Consider the following 22,266-nt stretch of genomic DNA (forward strand, 5'->3'; position numbering starts at 1 on the left):
TGTCGAGAGACGGGGAGCGCTGTGCCAGCGGCTTCTCGACTTCGCTCGAAGCGAACGGATGTGGTCTGGTTTAGTGGATGCCGGCCAGCATCCACGCATTTGGCTAGTGGATGCCTGCCAGCATCCACAGGGCCATCGCGACCATCATCACATTCTCGGTCAGCGATACGAAGCCCAGCGGCACGCTGCTGCTGCCGCCGACACAGGCGCATTTGAGGTCGCGCTTTTCGACATAGACCGCCTGGAAGACGGACACCGCGCCGATGCCGCCGATGAACAGGGCTACGGGGATCGAGAGCCAGTCGAGCGTCCGCGTCAGCATCAGCACGCCCGCGCCCAGTTCCAGGAAGGGATAGACGAGGCCATAGGGCGGCAGGCGGCGGGCGAGCAGGTCGTAGTTCAGGAACATGGTCGCGAACCGGTCCACATCCTGCAATTTCAGCATGGCGAGCAGGATCATCGCGATCGCGACGAACCGCTCCAGCGTCATGAAGGAAACGAGCGGCAGGAAGGTCAGCCAGTCGACCGCCAGCGCCAGCAGCGCCGCTACGGCGAACACCGCCAGCACCGGGACATAGCTGGTCGCGCCGGCGTCCTTCACCTTAAGGCCAAGGAAGCGGCGCAGATCGTCATGGCCACCGATCCGCTGACCGTCGATGAAGATTTGTGGGGTGGTCTTGACGTCATGCTGCACCTTGAAGGCGTCGGTTTCCGCGCGGGTCGTCAGCCAGTGATCGTCCACGGCATAGCCGTGGCGCTCGAGCAGCCAGCGCGCCTTGACGCCATAGGGACAGGTGTGGCCGGGCATCACCATGCGGTACAGGCTGGCGCCGGTTCTGGCATCGGTTCCGGGGGCGGGGCTGGTCATCGGTGCATCCTTGGCAGTGTGGCGGATGCAGCCCATATAGGAGCCGTACCATGGTACGGAGTCAAGCGAGGATTTTTGGGATGAGCATGACGATTTCCGCGCTGGCGCAGGCCGGTGGCGTCGGGGTGGAGACGGTGCGCTATTATCAGCGGCGCGGGCTGCTGGAAACGCCGGCGCGGGGGACGGGCATACGCCGCTATGGCGAAGCGGACGCAAGGCGGCTGTGTTTCATCCGCTCGGCGCAGGGGGCTGGCTTCACGCTGGAGCAGATCGGCGAGTTGCTGCATCTGGACGCCGGGCAGGATCGGGCGCGCGCGCGGGCGCTGGCGGCGGAGCGGATCGCTGCGCTCGATGTGAAGATTGCGGAGATGCAGGCGGCGCGCAGTGCGCTGGAACGGCTGGCGCGGCAATGCCATGCAAGCGACGAGGGGCCATGCCCGATCATCGCGGCGTTCGAGGGGTGAGATTGGGGGATGGGGTGGGCCTCGGTCCGTGCGAGGACCATAGTCCATGCCACGGAGCGAACACGTCGCTAGCCGTCAGGCAGTTCCTGTTCGTTGACGATGACGCTTTCAGCCCCGAAATGATGTCGCCACAGATGCGCGCCCAGGTTCGCGGACCGATCCAGCGACGACCCCACCGTCAACCATTGTAACATGGTCGGATATAGCCCCGCATCGAACAACATGAACCCGGCAGCGAGGCAGCAGGTGTCCGCCTGAATGCCGCATACAAGCACGCGCCCGACATCTTCTTCCTTCAGATAGGCGATCAGCGCGACCGGCGGGGAATAGCCATGCTTCACGAACAGCCTGTCCGTGCGCACCAACGGATCATCGTCGGGCGCCGGTTTCCAACCGAGTTGGCCCCAGAAGGGCGTAACCGACTCATCGTGCCGCTCCACGGTCGCAACCGACAGCATGGTAGATGCAAGCCGTGCAATGCCTTGAACCTGCCATTCCGGCGGGTCGAAGCTGGGCTGCACGTCGATGACGAGGAGAGCTTGTTTCATGCCCCGCCATAGGCGCTCGGCCTCGGTCAAGAAAGCGTGGCGATTATCGCGTCGCCTATGATCCTCAAGCCAGCCTTCGGGCGAACCTATCGCCCTCAGCGCTTCTTGCGGCTCTTCTTCTTCACCGGTCCCTTGGTCGCGGTCGGGCAAGGCCAGGCCTTGCGGGTGGCGGCGAAGACCTGGGAGGAAGCGGATTTCTTGCGGTCGATCGGGTTCTTGCCCAGATAATCGACCGTAGCCGCGCGCAACTGATTGATCGTCACGTCGCCGGGGATGCAGCTTTTGAGCTTGTTGGCCTCCCGCGTCGTGTTGAACGCATCGACCGCGCCGCTGATATAGCCGACGCATTCATAGCTTTTCTCGAAATAATCCTTGCCGTCCTTGTCGGTGGTGCAGACGGCATAGAGTTCGTCGCCGCTGTAGAAGCCGGCCTGCGCCGCGATGGGTAGGCACGCGCCGTTGGCGAGGAGGAGGGCATAGAGAAGATGTCGGGGCTGCATCGTCATGTCACTCCATCCCGGCGACCAGCCCGTCGATCGCCCCTTGCAAGATATAGCTGGCGGCGAGCTTGTCGACCAGTTCGTCGCGGCGGGCGCGGCTGGCGTCGGCTTCCAGCAGGGTGCGAGTCACCGCCTGGGTCGACCAGCGTTCGTCCCACAGCAACACCGGGCAGCCCAGGTCGGCGACATTATGGGCGAAGGCGCGGCTCGACTGGCTGCGCGGCGAATTGGTGCCGTCCAGGTTCAGGGGCAGACCGATGACGATTCCCTTCACATGCTGCTGCGTGATGAAGGCAGCGAGGCCGATCTTGTCCTTGCTGAACTTGCCGCGCGTCACCGTGTAGGCGGGACTCGCGATCGACCATTCTGCGTCACACAGCGCCAGGCCGATCGTCTTGGTGCCGACATCCATGCCGATGAGGCGTCCGCCCCGCGGCAGCGCCGCGCGGAAGACCGCGCGATCCGTTGTAACCAATGTCATGGCGCCCGCCCTGTCATGTCTTCAGCGCAAAGTCACTTCTTCAGGAAAGCCGCCAGTCGTTTCTGCGCATCTTCCCGTACATTGCCCCAGAAGAGACTGTAGTCGTAGACATGGTAATTATTGCCCGGCAGGGTGAACGGCCCCATGTCGACCGGCTCGCCGATCATCAGCACGCCGCTGGTGTCGCAGCGCGCCGGAACGATGCCGGTCAGCAGCTTGGGCGGCTGGCCCTGCTCGCGCGCATCGAGCGTGCCCTTGTTGGCGCTGGCCGGGGCGGCGCCGTTGAAGGCGCCGGTGATCGGGTTGGTGCAGAGCATATGCGTACCCTTGCGGGGCTTGCCGGTATAGCCGGTCTTGCGTTCGAAACTCTCGACCACGGCGGACGGATCGGCCGGTTCGGCATAGCTTTGCCAACTGACGATGCAATGCGCCTGGTCCTGCCGGCCGCAGGCGGGGAGGCCGAGCGCGGGCAGGTCCGCTTCCACCGATACCGGCCAGCCGACCGCATAGACCGCGGCGATGCGGTCGGCGACGGGCTTGCCCGCCACCTGTTCGCGCAGCAGTTGCAACAGGTGGCGCGATCCCTGGCTATGCCCGGCCAGGATCAGCGGGCCGGTGGGATTGGCCTTCAGGAAGGCGGCGAAGGCCTGGGCCACGTCGCGATAGGCGGCGGCCAATGCCTGGTCGCCGGCCGGCTTGTCGGTCAGGAAGGCGCCATAATTGGCCTGGCGATAGCGCGGCGCCCAGACGGCGCCGGCGGCGTTGAAGGCACTGGCCTGGCCCATGACGAAGCGGCGGGCGGTCGCGTCCGCGTCCTTGTCCCCGATCCGGGCGTTCCAGTGCGCATCGCCGAAGGTGGTGATGTAGCTGGTCGGGTGGATGAAGAAGATGGCGGCCTTCTGCGCCGCCCTGGCCGGCGCTGCCCCGGCCGGGGTCCAGAGCGCCACATTGTCCTTCACGATGTCGGGACGGGCGATCCACATATCGGCACTGTCATAGGCATTGGCGGGCAGCGGCTGAAGCTGGGTGAAGGCTTCGCGCGGCACCATCACCAGCCGGATGAGTTGCATCCCCCACACCCGGTAGACGAGCAAGGCAGCGATCACCAGCACGACGAGGGTCGCGATGATATAGAGGAATTTGCGGGCCACCCATGCTCTCCGAATTTGTCGCCCTTGTCTGGCGCATGGCGTGGGCGGGCGCAAGAGGCGCTAAAGCGGCTTGAAGCGGACGGGCGCGGGTGGTAGCGGCGGCCCATGTCGATAGACCTTCAGACCGTGAAAAAGATCGCCAGCCTTTCGCGCATTTCGGTGACGGATGCAGAAGCGGAGGCCATGGTGCCCGAACTCAACAACATCCTTGGCTGGGTGGAGCAACTGGGCGAGGTGGACGTCACCGGCATAGAGCCGATGACCGCCGTCATCCCCAACCACCAGCGGCTGCGCCAGGACGTCGTCACCGACGGCGACGTGCGCGACAAGGTGCTGGCCAATGCGCCGCAGGCCGAACATGGCTTTTTCGCGGTGCCCAAGGTGATCGAATAATGACCGACATTACTGATCTGACGGTCGCGGGCATCCGCGACGGCTTTCGCGCAGGCGATTTTTCGGCGCGCGAAGTGGCGAGCGCATTCAACGCCAACGTCGCCGCCGCCAAGGCGCTGAACGCCTTCATCGTCGAAACGCCGGACAAGGCGCTGCAAGCCGCCGACGCCGCGGACAAGGCGAAAGCCGCTGGCGAAACGCCGGGCGCGCTGGCCGGCGTGCCGATCGGCATGAAAGATCTGTTCTGCACCGAAGGGACGCAGACCACCGCCGCCAGCCATATGCTGGAAGGCTTCGTGCCGACCTATGAGTCGACCGTGTCGGCCAAGCTGTGGGCCGCGGGGGCGGGGATGCTGGGCAAGCTCAACCTCGACCAGTTCGCCATGGGATCGTCCAACGAAACGAGCTATTATGGCAATGTGATCTCGCCCTGGCGGCGCAATGACGGCGGCAATGCCGCCCTCGCGCCCGGTGGGTCTTCGGGCGGTTCCTCCTCGGCGATTGCCGCGCGGCTGTGCCCGGCGGCGACCGGCACCGACACGGGTGGTTCCATCCGCCAGCCGGCCGCCTTCACCGGCATTTCCGGCATCAAGCCGACCTATGGCCGCTGCTCGCGCTGGGGCATCGTGGCCTTCGCGTCTTCGCTGGATCAGGCCGGGCCGATGGCGCGGACGGTGCGCGACAATGCGATCCTGCTGGAAGTCATGGCGGGCTTCGACCCCAAGGATTCGACCAGCCTCGACCTGGCCGTGCCGCAGTGGGAAGCCGGCCTGTCGAACGATCTGCGCGGCAAAAAGGTTGGTATTCCAAAGGAATATCGCCCCGATGGCCTGAACGCGGAAATCTCCGCCATGTGGGATCGCGGCATCGCCTGGCTCAAGGATGCGGGTGCCGAAGTGGTGGAAGTGTCGCTGCCGCATACCCAATATGCGCTGCCGACCTATTATATCATCGCCCCTGCCGAAGCCTCGTCCAACCTCGCTCGCTATGACGGCGTGCGGTACGGCCAGCGCGACCTGCCCGATGGCGCAGGCTTGCAGGACATGTATGCCGCGACCCGCGCTGCCGGTTTCGGGCCGGAAGTGAAGCGCCGCATCATGATCGGCACCTATGTGCTGTCGGCGGGCTTCTATGATGCCTATTATACGCAGGCGCAGAAGGTCCGAGCGCTGATCGCGCGCGATTTCGAACAGGCCTTTGAAAAGTGCGACCTGCTGCTGACGCCGACCGCGCCGAGCGCGTCCTTCGCGCTGGGCGAGAAGCAGGCCGATCCGCTCGCCATGTATCTGAACGACGTCTTCACCGTGCCGGCGTCGCTGGCCGGACTGCCGGCGATGGCTGTGCCGGGCGGGCTGGACAGCCAGGGCTTGCCCATCGGCCTCCAGATCATCGGCAAGGCGCTGGACGAGCAGACGGTTCTGAACGCGGGTCTGGCGATCGAGGAACGGGCGGGCTTCGTCGCACGGCCAGGCAAGTGGTGGTAAGCTAGAGAGACAAGGGCCAGAGGCGGAGAAGGCATGTTCAGGCCAGGCGGTTTTCGGGAACGCAATGTCGAAGTGCTGCGGGAGGCGCAGAATGCGCTGAACGTCGCCTTCGGCGCGATCCTGAGCGCCTATGTCGGCAATTCGCTGACCGATATCGACAATCGGCCGTTCGACCATGTGCTGCTGGCCAAATTCTTCGTTCTCATCGCGCTCTTCATCCTGGGGCTGTGCGTGGGCAATGCGGTGATCCTGCGCGGCGATTTCTGGATGGGCGGGCTTTTCCTGGCCGGTGCGCTGCTGGCGGCGCTGTTCGCGCATCATGCCGGAGCGGAACTGGGCTTTGAAGTCATCGTCCTGCGCGTCTTGACGGCATGTTGGGTTTTCGGCCTGCTCGGCAGCAATGCGGTCCTGACCACGATCAACTATATTCATCATCGGAACATGAAAAAATGAGCAGCTATCGCATCCAGGGCGCAACCGGCGAGTGGGAGGTCGTGATCGGCCTGGAAGTCCATGCGCAGGTGACGTCGAACGCCAAGCTCTTTTCGGGCGCCGCCACCGCCTTCGGCGCGGAGCCGAACACGCAGGTCAGCCTGGTCGACGCGGCCATGCCCGGCATGTTGCCCGTGCCCAATCAGGAATGCATCCGTCAGGCAGTGCGTACCGGCATGGCGATCGACGCGCAGATCAATAAGTGGTCGCGCTTCGACCGCAAAAATTACTTCTACGCCGACCTGCCGCAGGGCTATCAGATCAGCCAGCTCTACCACCCGATCGTGGGTGAGGGGCAGATCGAGATCGTGCTGGACGAGAAGAATCCCGACACCAGCACGAAGGTGATCGGCGTCGAGCGCATCCATGTCGAGCAGGACGCCGGCAAGCTGATGCATGACCAGCATCCCACCAGCTCCTATGTCGACCTCAACCGGTCGGGCGTGGCGCTGATGGAGATCGTGTCGAAGCCGGATATGCGCTCGCCCGCCGAAGCAGGCGCCTATCTGGCGAAGCTGCGCACGATCCTGCGCTATGTCGGAAGTTGCGACGGCAATATGGACCAGGGGTCGATGCGCGCCGACGTGAACGTGTCCGTGCGCAAGCCGGGCGAGGAATTCGGCACCCGGACCGAGACGAAGAACGTCAATTCGGTGCGCTTCGTGATGGCCGTGGTCGAGCATGAGGCGAACCGTCAGGTCGACGTGCTGGAGGCCGGCGGCAAGATCGTGCAGGAAACGCGCCTCTACGATCCGGATCGCAACGAGACGCGCTCGATGCGGTCGAAGGAAGATGCGCACGACTATCGCTACTTCCCCGATCCCGACCTGTTGCCGCTGGAACTGGACGATGCGTTTCTGGCGGAATGCCGCGCCTCGCTGCCCGAACTGCCCGACGTCAAGCGCAAGCGCTACGAGCAGGCGCTGGGCCTGTCGGCCTATAACGCCGCGACGCTGACCGCCGACGCCGACACGGCGCGTTGGTTCGAAACGCTGGTGGCGGAGGCCGCGCACATCCAGGGCAAGAGCGAGAGCGACGTCGCCAAGGCATCGGCCAACTGGCTATTGTCGGAACTCTATGGCGCGCTTAACCGCCTCGGCAAGACGCTGGACACCAGCCCGGTCGGCCCGACCGACGGCGCGGAACTGCTGGCGCTGGTGGCCGACGGCACGATCAGCGGCACGATCGCCAAGCAGGTGTTCGAGATCATGCTCGAAACCGGCGACAAGCCCGGCAAGATCGTCGAGGAAAAGGGGCTGAAGCAGACGTCCGACACTGGCGCGATCAAGGCGGCGGTGGCTGAGGTGCTTGCCCGCAATGGCGACAAGGTCGAACAATATCGCGGCGGCAAGGAAGCCTTGTTCGGCTTCTTCGTCGGCCAGACGATGAAGGCGATGCAGGGCAAGGCCAACCCGCAGGTCGTCAACGAAATGGTGAAGAAGGCGCTGGCGTAAGCCAGCACCTTCTTCTGATATTTCAGTTCGTGTTGAAGTTTGACAACACGACATATCGGATTTTCTGGTTATCGGCCGTCAAGACTTTTATCCGCGCACCACGATAAGCAATCTCTGTTGAGGCCGACAAATCATATTCGGCTTCGTTCGAAAAAGCGGGGCGTGCGATGCTGCCGCTACTTTCCCGATAACCTATTTTGATGCGATCACCGACACGACCGCTGTAAAGGAGGGTCTGCTGCAAATCACGATCGGAAAGGACGGGCTGCCGCTTCCTTTGAAAGGCGTGTTCCGTATCGCACATGGGTCCGTTTAGGCCACCTGTAATGATGCAGGTTTCCTGTTTGGTCTTTGAGGCGCGTATGGACTGAGGGAAGGGCAACGGTAGGCCTAACAAATCGCGTGCTTGGGGCAAATATCCAGCGCCCTCTCGGTTCGGCGTCATACGATAGGAATGATATGTACTGTCTTTATCCTCGGCAATTTGGGGGTAAAATCCTTTGCTGAGTCGATAGCCCTTGATATTGTTCTCTGTCGAAAAATCAATTCCATCTTCCTCAGTGTAGAATCCTTGGCGGAGCATATCCTCTCCGAGCGAAACTTGCGTTTCTTCCCCAAGTTTTGGAAAACTAATCGGCGTCCGTATAGGTGTGTAGTTGGGGGCTGGCGTTGAAGCGCAGGCCGATAAGGCTATAGTTATTGCGACCAGAAAATAAGCACGCATGTTGGCCCCCCTTGTTTGAAAAATTCGGTAGTCCGTCGGTTTATAATTCAACGCGATGAATGTGAAAGCTACTGAATTATACAAACACAACAAAAATAAGGGGCGCCGCCGGGGGGCCGGCGACGCCCCTCTCTTTATGTCCGGCGCCCTTGGGGAGGGATATTGCCGGAGCGGAAGGGACGGACCGGGAGGGTCTGTGGGGTGTGGCCCGTCCTTTCCTGTTCAAGACGTCACAGGACGAAGTTAACCGTCGCCCTAAATGAGATGGCGACGTGATTTTGTTGTTCCTCCGCGCCGAATTCCCCGCCGACGCGGAACGTGTCGGTGCCGCCATAGAGGCGCGCGCGTCCGGTCCAGCCGTTGGTGCGGTCTTCCGATACCAGCGTGAACTGGTCGCCATCCTTGAAGGAGGCGGTGGTGTCGCCCAGCGATCCGCCCAGTATCTGGCGCCGGCCGCCTTCCAGTTCGATGCGGACCCAGCCGTCTTCCCTGTTCAGGCTGCCAAAATCGTATCCGGCCGTGACCGTGCCGTTGGCGGTCAGTTCGTCGCTGGTGCGGCCCAGCACGGTCAGGTTGAACGCGTCGCCGCCGCCGGTTTCGCTATAACCGTCTTCCTTAAGCCGGTAATAGTCGATGCCGACCGCCGGACGCAGGCTGAAGCGGCCCATGTCGATCTGGTAGGCCGCGCCCGCCGTGGCGGACATCAGCGTGCCGTTCCACTTGCCGTCCGCGGTGCGGGTGACGTCGCCGCTTTCGAAATGGCGGGTGCCGTCGAACTTGATGCGGGCGGCCGACAAGCGGGCGAAGCTGAGCAGCGGCCCCCATTGGCCGCGCCAGTGCGCCGCCAGCTCGAACTGGTCGGAATCGACCGCATTGTTCGAACTGCCGCTGCTGTCGCTGCCATGGATATAGGCGAAGGAACCGCCGAACGCGCCAATGTCGCTCAGATATTCCAGGCCGCCGCCCGCACCCCAACCCGTGATGTCGTAGGAAGCGGTGCTGCCCACGCTCTTGGCGCTGCCGAAGGCGACCTGCTGGAGCCAGAAGCCGAGGCGTCCGTCCTTGGTGCGATAAATGCCGTTGGGGTCGGACAGGATGCGGGCGGTGGCGCGCGATCCCGACGTGACCGCTTCGAAGGTGCCGCCGGCATGGTCGGGCAGCATCTGGCGCAGGTTGCTGGTCAGGGTCGCCCCGTCGTTGATCGCCAGATAGGCGCCAGCGACACCGGCATCATTGTCCAGCGCGTTGAAGATCGCCGAATAGGCGCTGGCGGTCGATCCGCTCAGGCCCAGTTCCGATACGCTCTTGGCCGCGACGGACAGGGTGACGGTGCCGGCCGTGCTGTCGCCGGCCACGCTGCCCTTGAACATATAGGGCAGCAGCGTGGTGGTGGCGAGCGTCGGCGAACCGCTGAGCGATCCGGCGCGGACGATGACATAGTCGCCCACCGATCCGCCGACCTGGGTCAGGTTCACCTTGACCTGCGATCCGCTGGCGAAGCTGGCGGCCCCGGCCACGTCATAGACGGTGCTGGCCCCGGTTGCGCCGTTGATGGTGACGCCCAGGGTCGATGTACCGCTGGCGGAGAGCGAGCCGAGCGCGACCGAGCCGGTGGCGCTGCTGCCCAATGTACCGCCATTCAGCACGACGGCGACATTGCCGGCGTTGGCGATCGTGCCCGACAGGGACGATGTGCCACCCAGCGTCAGCGTGCCGGCGCCGCCGCCGAAATCGACCGCGCCGGCGGCCTTGGCGGTGTCCGTCAGGGTCAGGCTGTTGGCACCGGCGCCAAAAGCGATATTGCCGGTCAGGCTGGACGTGCCCGACAGGGCGACGCTGTCATTGCCCGCGCCCAGGCTGAGGTCGCCTGTGATGCTGCCGGCCGACACGGTCAGCGCATCATTGCCCGATCCCAGGCGGATATCGCCGATGATGCTGGGGGCGGTGGCGGTCGAGGATGCCAGCGCCTGGGTCAAAGTGACGCCGCTATTGTTGGCGGACAGGTCGATCGCGATGTTCGATCCCGTCTTGCCGCCGGTGGCGCTGATCTTGCCGGTATTGGCCAGGCTGGACACGGCGCCTGAAGAATCGAAAATCGCGATCGCGCTGCCCTTTTCGGTGCTGCCTGCGGCCGCGCCCACGGCGCCGCTGACGACGATCGATCCCACCGTCGCGCCGGAGTCGATCACCAGGCCGCGTGCGACCGTGCCGTCCTTCGTCGATCCGCTGGCCGCCACCGATCCGCTGACCTCGATCGTGCCGGCGCTCGCGCCGGAGCCGACGCGCAGGGCGGTGGCGTTGCTGTCATAGGAAACGGCCGCAACCGTCCCCTTCACCTGCACGCCCTTGGCGATCGACACGTCGCCGCCCAGGCCGCCGATGACCAGGCCGTTGGCATCGATGCCGTCATAGACGCCATAGCCGGCGATACCGCCATTGACGATCAGGCCGTAACCGGTGTTGCCTGCCGCGACCGCGCCGATGACGGTGTCGCTGTCGGCCGCGCCGATCTGGACCGCTGCCGCCTTGCCATAGGAGATGACGGCGGCCGTGCCTTCGCTGCTGTCGGTCAGTCCGTCGTCATCGACGTCGGTGTCCTTGTCGTCCAGCGTCGGGGGGACGTCGAAAATGATGCCGCCGGTCACATTGCCGGCGATGACGAGCGCGGAACCGCCTTGCAGCAGGTCGTCCGCGTCGAGCTTCGTCACGTCGGTCGGACGGGTCGTGCTGCGGTATCCGGTGCTGGTGATCGTACCCTGGATCTTGACCGCCCCGTTCACATCGCCCAGCAGCGCCGCGCCGATGCTGTTGGCGCCCGCGACGGAGGTGGTGCCGCGCAACGTGACATTGCCGGTCACGTCGTTGGCGACCACGCCATAGCTGTTGTCGCCGATCACGCTAGTGGTGCCGCTGGTCGACAGATTGCCCGTCAGCGCGCCATCGAGGCGGATGCCCGCCGACTGGTTGCCCTCGATCGAGATCGTGCCGCTATGGTCGATATTGCCCGTGTGGCCTGCGCCGGACTGGACCCAGATCGCGGTCTTGCCCGTGCCTTTGGCGAAGGGACCGTCAATGTCGCCATCGCTGTCCGTGTCGGTCGCGGTATAATCTTCGGTCAGCGTGATGGTGCCGCTGTTGGTGATGGCGCCGGTCGTGCCGGGCGCAATCAGGATGCCGGTGACATTGTTCGCGTCGTTGATGGTGATGGTGCCCGCGTTCGACACCTTGTTGTTGCTGTCGACCGTGACCGCGGCGCCGCTGGTCAGCTTGATCGATCCCGCCGCGCTGATGGTGATGTCGTCCGCCGCACCGTTGGCCACGGTGGAGGTCTTGACGGCAGCGGTGGTGGCGGTGGCGATGGTGGTTTCGGCCGCGGCGTTGGCCACGGTAAGGGCCACAAGCACGGGCGCGATCGCCGTGCAGGCCAGTAGATGTCGCATGATGTCTCCTCTGCGTATCGCGCTGTATCAAATGCGCGCGTGCGCATGGGACGACGCCGGACCGTGGCTTCCGTCAGGCGATGCGATGAATGGTTGTTCAGAAAGCGAAATCGATCCCGAAGCGGACGGTGCGTGGCCGCAGCGGCGTATAATAGTCGGTGCGCAGGTCGAACGGCGTGCCGAGCGAGAAGCGGTTGCCGTCGCTGTCCATCAGGTTGGTCAGCGACAGCGAATATTGCACCGGCCCGCGGGTCAGGCTGGCGGACAGGCTGGTATCGACATAGTCGCCCTGGGTCTGACCCAATATCGGCCCGACGCCCAGGCGCGACTTGCCGACATAGCGGGCCGATCCGGACAGGTGCAGATCTATCGCGTCGCCGATCGGCGTCCGATAGTCGAACGCCAGCCGGCCGCCCAGATTGGCGACATTGGGCAGGGTCAGCGACCGGCCGTCATAGGAGAGTGCGCGCACGAAATCATTGGGCTGGGTCAGGCGGCTGTCATTATAGATGACGCTGCCGTCCAGGGTGATCGCCGGGGTCGGCCGTACGACGATGCGCCCTTCGACCGTGTAGATGCGCCCGTCGCCGATATTGGCGGTGGTGGGCAGGCCGATGCGGTCGGTGACATCGGCCTGGATATTGCGCCAGTCGGTATAGGCGATGTTGGCGCTCGCGGCGAAGAGGTCGCGGCCCGGCACGCCCTTGCGCGCGCCGATTTCCACGGTGGACACGCGATCATTCTGGAACCGGCGCACCCGCTGGTCGTCGACGGCCAGGCCGCCGGGGCGGAAGCCCTGCTGGAAGCGGGCGTAGAGCGTCAGGTCGGGGATGGCGTCGGTCAAGATCGAGGCGGAGGGCAGGAATATCGTTTCGCTGCGGTCGGCCTGCGCCTCCGCGCGCGCCAGTTCGCTGTCGGAAAGCGCGGCGACCGGATCGAGCGCCTCGCCCGACAGGCGGCTGTTGGTCAGGCGGCCGCCAAAGGTCGCGATCAGCCCCTTGACCGGTTCGAAGGAGGCTTCGCCGAACAGGGTCGCTTCCTTGACCATGTTGCGCACGCCGGTTGCCGGTGCTGCCATGCCGCGGCCGAACATCGCGACGCCGGGGATGATGACGGGCTGCATCGCGGCGGTGCCGAAGGACGTCAGCGATCGATTGAGGTCGGACGTGCTTTGCAGATAGGAGGCGCCCAATATCCAGCCCAGCCCGTTATCGAGATCGCGCACCAGCCGGTTCTCGGTCGAAAAGATGGTGACCTTGTTGCGCTGGCGGAACAGGGCGGGGGGGCCGTCCGGCTGGGTCGCATCATAGCTTTCGGCCAATATGTTGCGGACATAGCCGGTCGAAGAGACGAAGCGCAGGCTGTCCCATTGCTTTTCGATCCGCAGATTGGCCAGCATATAGTCCGAATAATAGGGCTGGGCGACGGCGGAGGCGCGTTCCAGCCGGCCGACCGATCGGGTCGCATATTGGGCGTCGTCGCCGTCGATATGCTGGTAGACGCCGTTCAGGTCGATGGTCCAGTCGGCGTCGGGCGCGAAGCGCAGCGCAGCGCGGCCGCCATAGGTGCCGGTGCGGTTGACGTCATCCTTGCCGCGATTGACGTCGTCGATATAGCCGCCATCCCGCACGCCATAACCCACGACGCGCAGCGCCAGCTTCTCCGCCACGATCGGCAGGTTGAGCGTCGCACTGATGTCGCCGCCCGGATCGCCATGCTGGGTGGCGGACAGGCCGGCCGACATCTGTCCGCCATATTCGGCGAGATTCGGCGCATTGGGCATGACGCGGATGATGCCGCCCAAAGATCCCGCGCCATAGAGCGTACCCTGCGGCCCCTCCAGCACCTCGACCCGGCCGACATCATAGAGCTTCAGGTCCGGGTCGGGCGCGGCATAGTTCAGGCGCATGTCGCCCAGATACTGGCCGGTGGTCGCCTGGGTCGGTCCGGCGACCCCCGAATCCGCGATCGCGCGGATGAACAGCTTGTTGCGGCCCGCCCCGGCATGGGTGGAACTGAGGCTGGCGACGCGCGCCAGCAACGTGGCGGTGCCACCCGATGCTTCGGCCGTGGTGAACAGGCCGGCGTCCAGCGCCTCGACCATGCCGGCATAGCGGGGCAGCGGCGTGTCGCGCTTGGACGCGGTGACGATGATCTCCGCCGGGGCCTGTTCGGCTGTGGGCGCGATCTGGATCGGGGCGGGCGCAACGGCGGGGCGCGCCGGCGCGATGCGGGCGCGCACGATGCGCCAGCCATTGCCGCCGATCCGCTGCGCCTTTGCGCCGCTGCCCTTGAGGAGTTGCTTGAGCGCTGCCTCCGCGCTCATCCGGCCCTGGACGGGAGGGGTGCGGATGCCGGCCAGCGACTGGTCCGACATGCCGATGCTGGCGCCGGTTTGACGGCCGAGCGCTATCGCTGCCTCGCCCAACCTGCCGGGGGCGATGCTGATATCCTGTCTGTCCGCCCCTGATGCGGGCGTTGCCGTCGCTAGGACGATCGCGATTGCGGGGGCGGTGACGAAAAGGAGGTCAGCTCTGCGGCCCATTCCCTTCTTTCATTGGCCCTTCTTTCATTGGCCCTTCCTGCAAGAGCCAGCCATCGCCCTGACGCACGGCGGTCAGCCCCATCAGCGGCGCGGCCTGCGCAAGGAAGCGCGCCGGATCGCGATCCAGCCGGATCGTGCCGGTAAAACGCATGGCCTGCGCCTGCGGCGTGAAATATACCGTCAGGCCCAGCGACCGGGCGGCGTCTTCCGCCACCTGCGTGACGGGGGCGTTGCTATAGACCAGCTGCCCCTGCCGCCAACTGGCGACGGCGGACGGCGCGATATCCATCACGCGCAGGCCCTGCGCGTCCTCCGCCAGCGCGCGACCGGCAGGCAGGGCGATCGCTTCGGCCTGCGGATTGTAGATCACCTTGCCTTCCGACACGCCGATGCGGGTCGCAGCGTTGGTGTGGACGATGTTGAATATCGTGCCGGCATCTTCGAACACCGTGTCGCCCACGGTCACGCGGAACGGGTTGGCGGCGTCATGGCGCACGGTGAAGGCGGCTTCGCCCGTGTCGAGCGCGGCGAAACGCGCATCCTTGCGATCGAAGCGCATCGTCGTGCCGCCATTTAGTGCGACGCTGGTGCCGTCGTCCAGCGCGATCACGCGGGTTTCGCCGGGGCGGGTGCTGACGCTGTAGATATCGCTGCGGTTGAGGACGGCGATCGAGACGGTCGCGACCAGTGCGGCCGCAATCGCGCCGCCGCCGATCCAGCGCAGCGGACGGCGGGGGCGCACACCCGGATCGTTCGCCGGGACTGGCAATATGGGGGGCATGGCGACCGGATCGGACGGCAGGATGCTGTCCAACTCGCCGTCTGCCAGCATCATCGCGTCATAGGCTGACACATGCGCAGGATCAGCCTCCAGCCATGTGGTGAAGGCGTCCCAGTCGGCAAAGTCGGGATCGCGCGTGCGGACGACCCAGCCCAGCGCCTCCTCGTTTATCATGGCTCCAGCCCCGTTTCTTTTGTGCCCCTTGTCGACACTGACGCCGCCGCCGCGCTCATTCCGTATCCAGTTTCTGCTTGAGCGTCAGCATCGCACGATAGGCTTTTTGCAAATCCTTCTCCACCGTGGTCAGGCTGACCCCCAGTTCATCGGCGATCAGGCGCTGGCCCACGCCTTCGATCCGGAAGCGGCGAAACACCATTTCGACCCGCGGCCCCAGGTCGCGTAGCACGGCGCGGGCCTGGTCCAGCTGTTCGTTGAGGACCATGCGGTCGTCGACGGCGATATCCTCGGTCGGATCGGCCATCACGCCGCCCGCGCCCCCGGCCCAATCCTGTTCGCGCCGCTCGCGCCGCGTGGCCGAGCGATAACGGTCCAGCATCAGATTGTTGGCCATGCGATAGAGATAGGGCAGCGGATCGGAAACGGGGCCAAGATCCTTCGCCTCCAGCTTCATCCACATATCCTGCAACAGATCCTCGGCATCTTCGCCCGCCCCGCGCGCACGCAAGAAGCGGAGCAGGGCGGCGCGGTTGGCCATGAAGATTGCGGAGAGGCCGGTGGCCATGCCTGTCATGCGTCCAGTCAATATGGTCTGGCGCGTTGCCATAGAGGGGCGGGTGGGGTCTTGGCAACGTCCAAGCTGTTTACCTGTCCGCGTCGCTGGGTTAGCGGGAGGGATGATTAGCGGAGCGGCGAGCGGCATGGCGGACGGAATCGGTGCGGAGAGGGTCGGCGCGAACGGCATCGGCGCGAACGGCATCGGCGTAGACGGCATCGACAGGGCGGCGTGTCAGGCGGCGGGGATGGACCCGGACCGGCTGGAGGCGCTGGTCGGCTTTCTCGACCGCACCTATCTGGTCACGGGCAAGCTGCCGCACATGCAATTGCTGCTGTCGCGCGACGAGCTGCCGCTGCTATCGGTGACGCGCGGCGCGGCACGGGCGACCGGGGAGCCGCTACGTGACGACGCGCTGTTCCGTATCGCATCAATGACCAAGCCGGTCACGTCCGTGGCCTTCATGATGCTGGTGGAGGCCGGGCGGGTCGCGCTCGATACGCCCGTCGCCGACGTCATCCCCGAATTTGCCGACCTGCGCGTGGGGCAGGCCAATCGCGCCAGGCCCAAACGGGCGATGCTGATGATCGACCTGCTGCGGCATACGTCCGGCCTGACCTATGGCCTGCAACGCCAGACCCCGATCGATGCGCGCTATCGCAAGCTGGGCCTGGACGAGTTCCAGCAGAAGCGCACCTCAGACCAGTTCATCATCGACCTCGCCACCCTGCCGCTGGAATTTTCGCCGGGCGATCGTTGGAATTATTCGGTGTCGACCGACGTGCTGGGCGTGGTGGTCGAGCGGCTGTCGGGCATGGACCTGGAGACGTTTTTCCGCACCCGCATCTTCGATCCGCTGGCCATGGTCGATACGACCTTCGTCCTGCCCGATGACAAGGCGCATCGCATGACCGACGCCTGGCGGCTGGACGAGACGGGCGGCCTTGCCATCGCGGACATCGGCGCGCGCAGCGGCTGGCGCCGCACCGGGCGTTTCCTGTCGGGCGGCGGCGGGCTGGTGTCGTGCGTGGCGGACTATCACCGCTTCGCCCGCATGTTGCTGCGCGGCGGCGAGTTGGACGGCGTGCGGCTGCTGGCGGCGGAGACGGTGGAGCGGATGCGCAGCAACCAGTTGCCGGGCGGCGGCGACCTGTCCAGCCTGTCCAGCGCAATGTTCAGCGAAGCGGATTATCAGGGCGTCGGCTTCGGCCTGGGTTTCGCCATGGGCATGGAAAGCCACGAATATTATTGGGGTGGTGTGTTTTCGACCTATTTCTGGATCGATCCGGTCGCACGGCTGATCGGCATTTTCATGACCCAGCATCTGCCTTCCAGCACCTATCCGGTGCGCGCCGAACTGCGCGCTGGCGTGGCCGGGGCCGTAATAGGGCGATAACGGCGTAAGGTTCCATCCGAAAACGGCTGAAAACAGCCGATATTTCTTGCTGCGCTGCAAAAATGTGCATGGCGTGGCGCGGGGGGCTGTGTCATCATCGGGTCCGACTCAGCGAAGGGGGACCGCGCCTGTGAATCTCAAGGGCCAGACCAAGCTTCCCATACCCGCACCGCGGCAGGTGGACCCGGAAGTCCTGGCCCATGAGATTGTCGAGCGCCTGACCTATCGCATCGGCAAGAATGCGGCGGCGGCCAAGCCGCATGACTGGCTGCATGCCGTCATCCTCGCGATCCGCGACCGGGTGATCGACGCCTGGATCATCTCGACGCAGAAAACCTATGAGGAGGAAGGACGACGGGTCTATTATCTGTCCCTCGAATTCCTCATCGGCCGGCTGATGCGCGATGCGGCGTCCAACATGGAAATGCTGGACGACATGCAGGCGGCGCTCGCTTCCCTGGGGGTCGATATCGACATCATCGCCGCGCTGGAGCCGGATGCGGCGCTGGGCAATGGCGGGCTGGGGCGGCTGGCGGCCTGCTTCATGGAGAGCATGGCGACGGTGGACGTGCCCGCCTATGGCTATGGCATCCGTTATGTGAACGGCATGTTCCGGCAGGAGATCAGCGACGGCTGGCAGGTCGAACTGCCCGAAAACTGGCTGGCGCACGGCAATCCGTGGGAGTTTGAACGGCGCGAGGCGAGTTACGAGATCGGTTTCGGCGGACGGGTCGATCCGGCCGAGGGCGAGGATGCCGGGCCGCACCAGATGCGCTGGCGGCCGGCCGAGCGCGTCATCGCCACGCCTTATGATACGCCGATCGCGGGCTGGCGCGGCAAGCGGGTCAACACGCTGCGCCTGTGGGAAGCGCAGCCGATCGACCCGATCCTGCTCGACAAGTTCAATGCCGGCGACCATCTGGGGGCGCTCGCGGAGAGCAACCGGGCGGAATCGCTGACCCGCGTCCTCTATCCCGCCGACAGTTCGGCCGCAGGGCAGGAATTGCGGCTGCGGCAGGAATATTTCTTCTCCTCCGCCTCGCTACAGGACATCGTCCGGCGGCATATTCAATATTTCGGCAGCATCCTGACGCTGCCGGACAAGGCGGCGATCCAGCTCAACGATACCCATCCCGCGGTCGCGGTGGCGGAGCTGATGCGCATCCTGCTGGACGATCATGGCGTGGATTTCGCCGAGGCGTGGGACATTACCCGGCGCACCTTCAGCTACACCAACCACACCTTGCTGCCCGAAGCGCTGGAAAGCTGGCCGGTGCCGCTGTTCGAACGGCTGCTGCCCCGGCATATGCAGATCGTCTATGCGATCAACAGCAAGCTGCTGGGCGAAGCCCGCAAATCGGGCCAGTTCACCGACAGCGCGATCGGCGCCATATCCCTGATAGACGAAGGCGGCGACCGGCGCGTGCGCATGGGCAACCTCGCCTTTGCCGGCTCGCACAGCGTGAACGGCGTGTCGGCGCTGCATACCGATTTGATGAAGGTCACGGTCTTCGCCGACCTGCACAAGCTTTATCCGACGCGGATCAACAACAAGACCAACGGCGTCACCTTCCGTCGCTGGCTGATGCAGTGCAATCCGGGCCTGACCGGTCTGGTCCGCGAGGCGATCGGCGACCGTTTCCTGGACGATCCCGAAGCGCTCCGCGATCTGGACGCTTTCGCCGACGACAGCGGCTTTCAGGAAAAGTTCGTCGCGGTGAAGCGCGCCAACAAGGCCGCCCTGTCGGACCTGCTGCGCAAGCGGGTCAATGCGCGGGTCGACCCCGCCGCCCTGTTCGACATCCAGATCAAGCGCATCCACGAATATAAGCGGCAGTTGCTCAACATCGTCGAGGCGGTGTCGCTCTACGACCAGATCCGCTCGCACCCGGAAAAGGACTGGGTGCCGCGGGTGAAGCTGTTCGGCGGCAAGGCGGCGTCGAGCTATCACAACGCCAAGCTGATCATCAAACTGGCGGGCGATGTCGCCCGTGCGGTCAATCACGACCCGGCGGTGCAGGGGCTGCTCAAGCTGCAATTCGTGCCGAACTACAATGTCTCGATGGCGGAGGTGATGATCCCCGCCGCCGACCTCTCCGAACAGATTTCGACCGCGGGCATGGAAGCGTCGGGCACCGGCAACATGAAGTTCGCGGTCAATGGCGCGCTGACGATCGGGACGCTGGACGGCGCCAATGTCGAGATGCGCGACCATGTGGGCGAGGATAATATCGTCATCTTCGGCCTGACCGCGCAGGAGGTGAACGACCGTCGGGCGCAGGGCTATGTCCCGCGCGAGGTGATCGGCCAGAGCCGCGAACTGGGGCAGGCGCTCGATGCGATCGCCAGCGGCGTCTTCTCGCCCGACGACCCCGATCGTTACAAGGGGCTGGTGCAGGGCATTTACGACCATGACTGGTTCATGGTCGCGGCCGATTTCGACAGCTATTCCGCCGCCCAGCGACAGGTCGATGCGCTTTGGCTGGACCAGCCGCTCTGGGCGAAGAAGGCGATCCACAATGTCGCGCGCATGGGCTGGTTCTCGTCCGACCGCACGATCCGCGAATATGCGGCCGACATATGGAAGATCACGCCATGAGCGTAAGCGAAGGATAGGTCGGTGCTGACGCCGGAACAGATCGACCGGCTGGTCACGGGCCTTGACGACGATCCCTTCGCCACGCTTGGCGTGCATCCGGCTGGAAAGCATTTCACCGCCTGCCTGTTGATGCCCGAAGCGGTCAGCGTGACGGCGCAGACGCTGGACGGCAAGCCTGTCGGCGCTCTGGCGCGGGTCCATGGCGATGGCTTGTTCTTCGGCAATGTCTCCATCCGCAAGCGCCAGCCGCTGCGCTATGTCGCCACCTTTGGGGATGGCGGCACCTATGCGTTGGTCGATCCCTATGGCTTCGGGCCGGTGCTGGGGCCGATGGACGACCATTATCTGGCGCAAGGATCGCACGGCCGCCTGTTCGACAAGCTGGGCGCGCATGTGATGACGCATGAGGGTGTCGAGGGCACGCATTTCGCGGTCTGGGCGCCCAATGCGCGGCGCGTGTCGGTGGTCGGCGACTTCAATCGCTGGGACGGGCGGCGCGGGCTGATGCGCCGTCGCGCCGATGCGGGCCTGTGGGAGATTTTCCTGCCCGAAGTCGGAGCGTGCAGCGCCTACAAGTTCGAGATCATCGGCGCGGACGGCGTGCTGCTGCCGCTCAAGGCCGATCCCTATGCCTTTCAGAGCGAATTGCGCCCCTCCACTGCCTCGATCGTCGCGCCGCCGCTTGACCACAAATGGGGCGATGATCGCCATCGGGACCATTGGCGCACAACCGACGCACGCCGCCAGCCGGTGTCGATCTACGAAGTCCATGCCGGATCGTGGCAACGCGACGATCGCGGCGAATTTCTCAGTTGGGACGACCTCGCCAACCGCCTGATCCCCTATGTCGTCGGCATGGGCTTCACCCATATCGAATTTCTGCCGATCAGCGAATATCCCTATGATCCGAGCTGGGGATATCAGACGCTGGGCCTCTATGCGCCGACCGCACGCTTCGGCGATCCGGCGGGGTTCGCGCGCTTCGTCGATGGGGCGCATCGGGCGGGGGTCGGCGTCATCCTGGACTGGGTGCCGGCGCATTTCCCGACCGACGAACATGGGCTGGCGCATTTCGACGGCACGGCGCTCTACGAACATGCCGACCCGCGCAAGGGCTTCCACCCCGACTGGAACACCGCCATCTATAATTTCGGCCGGCGCGAAGTGGCGCAATATCTGGTCAACAATGCGCTATTCTGGGCCGAGCGCTATCATGTCGACGGGCTTCGCGTCGATGCCGTCGCCTCGATGCTCTACCTCGATTATTCGCGCAAGCCCGGCGAATGGGTGCCCAACGACCATGGCGGCCGCGAAAATGTGGAGGCGGTCGCCTTCCTCCAGCAGATGAACAAGGCGCTATATGGTGCGCAGCCCGGCATCATGACCATCGCCGAGGAATTGACCAGCTGGCCCGGCGTGTCGAAACCGGTCCACACTGGCGGGCTGGGCTTCGGCTTCAAATGGAATATGGGCTTCATGCACGACACGCTGCGCTATCTGCAGCGCGATCCGGTGCATCGCGCCCATCATCATGACGATATCACCTTCGGCCTGCTCTACGCCTTTACCGAAAATTTCGTGCTGGCGCTGAGCCATGACGAGGTGGTGCATGGCAAGGCCTCGCTGCTGCACAAGATGCCGGGCGACGACTGGCAGAAATTCGCGACGCTGCGGGCCTATTACGGCTTCATGTGGGGCTATCCCGGCAAGAAGCTGCTGTTCATGGGGCAGGAATTCGCCCAGCGCGGCGAATGGAGCGAAGAGCGCGCGCTCGACTGGGATCTGCTCGACCATGCGCCCCATCTGGGGGTGCAGAAACTCGTCGGCGATCTCAACCATCTCTATCGATCCCGCCCGGCCCTGCATGAGCGCGATTGCGAGGCGGAAGGATTTGAATGGGTGCTGGTCGACGGTGCCGCGGATTCTATCTTCGCCTGGCAACGGCGCGCGCCCGGCATCCGGCCGATCGTCGTCATCAGCCATTTCACCCCGATGCTGCGGCATGGCTATCGCATGCGGCTGCCGTCGGGCGGGCGCTGGCGCGAGATATTGAACAGCGATGCGGCCGATTATGGCGGCAGCGGCGCGGGTAACATGGGTCAGGTGCAGGCGGACGAGGAAGGGTGGGCGAACATCACCATCCCGCCCTTTGCAACCTTGATGCTGGAATTGGATTATTGAACACCGACGGCGCGTGCAGGCAGTCGCGGGCG

18 protein-coding genes are annotated in these 22,266 nt (G+C 64.7%); 8 read left to right on the plus strand and 10 right to left on the minus strand.

Annotated elements, in window-relative coordinates; translation table 11 throughout:
- Positions 1-103: 103 nt before the first annotated feature.
- The gene (locus tag ABT375_RS01765) at positions 104-868 is read right to left on the minus strand and encodes a MauE/DoxX family redox-associated membrane protein (RefSeq protein ID WP_416463899.1); all 765 of its coding nucleotides are present in this window, start codon (positions 866-868) and stop codon (positions 104-106) included.
- Positions 869-948: 80 nt separating this feature from the next.
- Between ABT375_RS01765 and ABT375_RS01770 the strand changes: the two genes are divergently transcribed.
- Positions 949-1,332 (plus strand): MerR family transcriptional regulator, encoded by a 384-nt coding sequence (locus tag ABT375_RS01770; RefSeq protein WP_261935014.1) that lies wholly within the window; start codon positions 949-951, stop codon positions 1,330-1,332.
- A gap of 68 nt (positions 1,333-1,400) precedes the next feature.
- Here the strand turns inward: ABT375_RS01770 and ABT375_RS01775 are convergent, their stop codons facing one another.
- The 4 genes from ABT375_RS01775 to ABT375_RS01790 are packed head-to-tail and all read right to left on the minus strand — an operon-like array spanning position 1,401 to position 4,012.
- Positions 1,401-2,030: an isochorismatase family protein gene (locus tag ABT375_RS01775; protein ID WP_416463900.1), complete on the minus strand. Its 630-nt coding sequence runs from the start codon at positions 2,028-2,030 to the stop codon at positions 1,401-1,403.
- Complete coding sequence (locus tag ABT375_RS01780) at positions 1,976-2,386, minus strand: Rap1a/Tai family immunity protein (protein WP_416463901.1); 411 nt, start codon at positions 2,384-2,386, stop codon at positions 1,976-1,978. The genes ABT375_RS01775 and ABT375_RS01780 overlap by 55 nt, the downstream gene beginning before the upstream one ends.
- 1 nt (position 2,387) lies before the next feature.
- Entirely contained in the window at positions 2,388-2,861 is a 474-nt protein-coding gene (ruvX, locus tag ABT375_RS01785; protein WP_416463902.1) for a Holliday junction resolvase RuvX, read from the minus strand.
- A 32-nt stretch (positions 2,862-2,893) separates the two neighbouring features.
- Complete coding sequence (locus ABT375_RS01790) at positions 2,894-4,012, minus strand: DUF3089 domain-containing protein (protein ID WP_416463903.1); 1,119 nt, start codon at positions 4,010-4,012, stop codon at positions 2,894-2,896.
- Between the two features lie 105 nt (positions 4,013-4,117).
- Between ABT375_RS01790 and gatC the strand changes: the two genes are divergently transcribed.
- From gatC to gatB, 4 genes are read left to right on the plus strand one after another with little or no spacing between them, the layout of a single operon-like run.
- Positions 4,118-4,405 (plus strand): Asp-tRNA(Asn)/Glu-tRNA(Gln) amidotransferase subunit GatC, encoded by a 288-nt coding sequence (gatC, locus tag ABT375_RS01795; protein ID WP_224549179.1) that lies wholly within the window; start codon positions 4,118-4,120, stop codon positions 4,403-4,405.
- On the plus strand, positions 4,405-5,889 hold the full coding sequence (gatA, locus tag ABT375_RS01800; RefSeq protein WP_416463904.1) for an Asp-tRNA(Asn)/Glu-tRNA(Gln) amidotransferase subunit GatA: 1,485 nt from the start codon (positions 4,405-4,407) through the stop codon (positions 5,887-5,889). Before gatC ends, gatA begins: the two co-directional genes overlap by 1 nt.
- A gap of 33 nt (positions 5,890-5,922) precedes the next feature.
- Positions 5,923-6,342 carry a hypothetical protein gene (locus ABT375_RS01805; protein WP_224549177.1) on the plus strand — a complete coding sequence of 140 codons (420 nt, stop codon included), beginning with the start codon at positions 5,923-5,925 and terminating at the stop codon, positions 6,340-6,342.
- Positions 6,339-7,835, plus strand: coding sequence for an Asp-tRNA(Asn)/Glu-tRNA(Gln) amidotransferase subunit GatB (gatB, locus tag ABT375_RS01810; protein WP_416463905.1), 1,497 nt, complete (start codon positions 6,339-6,341; stop codon positions 7,833-7,835). Before ABT375_RS01805 ends, gatB begins: the two co-directional genes overlap by 4 nt.
- A 22-nt stretch (positions 7,836-7,857) precedes the next feature.
- On the opposite strand, the gene ABT375_RS01815 is transcribed toward gatB, so the two are convergent.
- The 5 genes from ABT375_RS01815 to ABT375_RS01835 form a co-directional block, all read right to left on the minus strand.
- A complete protein-coding gene (locus ABT375_RS01815; protein ID WP_416463906.1) occupies positions 7,858-8,559 on the minus strand; it encodes a hypothetical protein in 702 nt (233 codons plus the stop codon).
- Between the two features lie 230 nt (positions 8,560-8,789).
- On the minus strand, positions 8,790-11,999 hold the full coding sequence (locus ABT375_RS01820; RefSeq protein ID WP_416463907.1) for an autotransporter outer membrane beta-barrel domain-containing protein: 3,210 nt from the start codon (positions 11,997-11,999) through the stop codon (positions 8,790-8,792).
- 97 nt (positions 12,000-12,096) lie between these two features.
- Positions 12,097-14,544 carry a TonB-dependent receptor domain-containing protein gene (locus ABT375_RS01825; RefSeq protein ID WP_416463908.1) on the minus strand — a complete coding sequence of 816 codons (2,448 nt, stop codon included), beginning with the start codon at positions 14,542-14,544 and terminating at the stop codon, positions 12,097-12,099.
- Positions 14,528-15,499: a FecR family protein gene (locus ABT375_RS01830; protein ID WP_416463909.1), complete on the minus strand. Its 972-nt coding sequence runs from the start codon at positions 15,497-15,499 to the stop codon at positions 14,528-14,530. The genes ABT375_RS01825 and ABT375_RS01830 overlap by 17 nt, the downstream gene beginning before the upstream one ends.
- Before the next feature lie 55 nt (positions 15,500-15,554).
- Positions 15,555-16,067, minus strand: a complete 513-nt coding sequence (locus tag ABT375_RS01835) for an RNA polymerase sigma factor (protein ID WP_224550150.1) — start codon at positions 16,065-16,067, stop codon at positions 15,555-15,557.
- Between the two features lie 238 nt (positions 16,068-16,305).
- Between ABT375_RS01835 and ABT375_RS01840 the strand changes: the two genes are divergently transcribed.
- The 3 genes from ABT375_RS01840 (at position 16,306) to glgB (ending at position 22,234) form a co-directional block, all read left to right on the plus strand.
- Positions 16,306-17,454: a serine hydrolase domain-containing protein gene (locus ABT375_RS01840; protein ID WP_416464962.1), complete on the plus strand. Its 1,149-nt coding sequence runs from the start codon at positions 16,306-16,308 to the stop codon at positions 17,452-17,454.
- 130 nt (positions 17,455-17,584) lie between these two features.
- Positions 17,585-20,053 carry a glycogen/starch/alpha-glucan phosphorylase gene (locus ABT375_RS01845; protein WP_416463910.1) on the plus strand — a complete coding sequence of 823 codons (2,469 nt, stop codon included), beginning with the start codon at positions 17,585-17,587 and terminating at the stop codon, positions 20,051-20,053.
- Positions 20,054-20,074: 21 nt separating this feature from the next.
- Complete coding sequence (gene glgB / locus ABT375_RS01850; RefSeq protein ID WP_416463911.1) at positions 20,075-22,234, plus strand: 1,4-alpha-glucan branching protein GlgB; 2,160 nt, start codon at positions 20,075-20,077, stop codon at positions 22,232-22,234.
- Positions 22,235-22,266 lie beyond the last annotated feature (32 nt).

The sequence above is a fragment of the Sphingomonas sp. VDB2 genome (assembly GCF_047946695.1).
Classification (GTDB): Bacteria; Pseudomonadota; Alphaproteobacteria; order Sphingomonadales; family Sphingomonadaceae; genus Sphingobium; species Sphingobium bisphenolicum.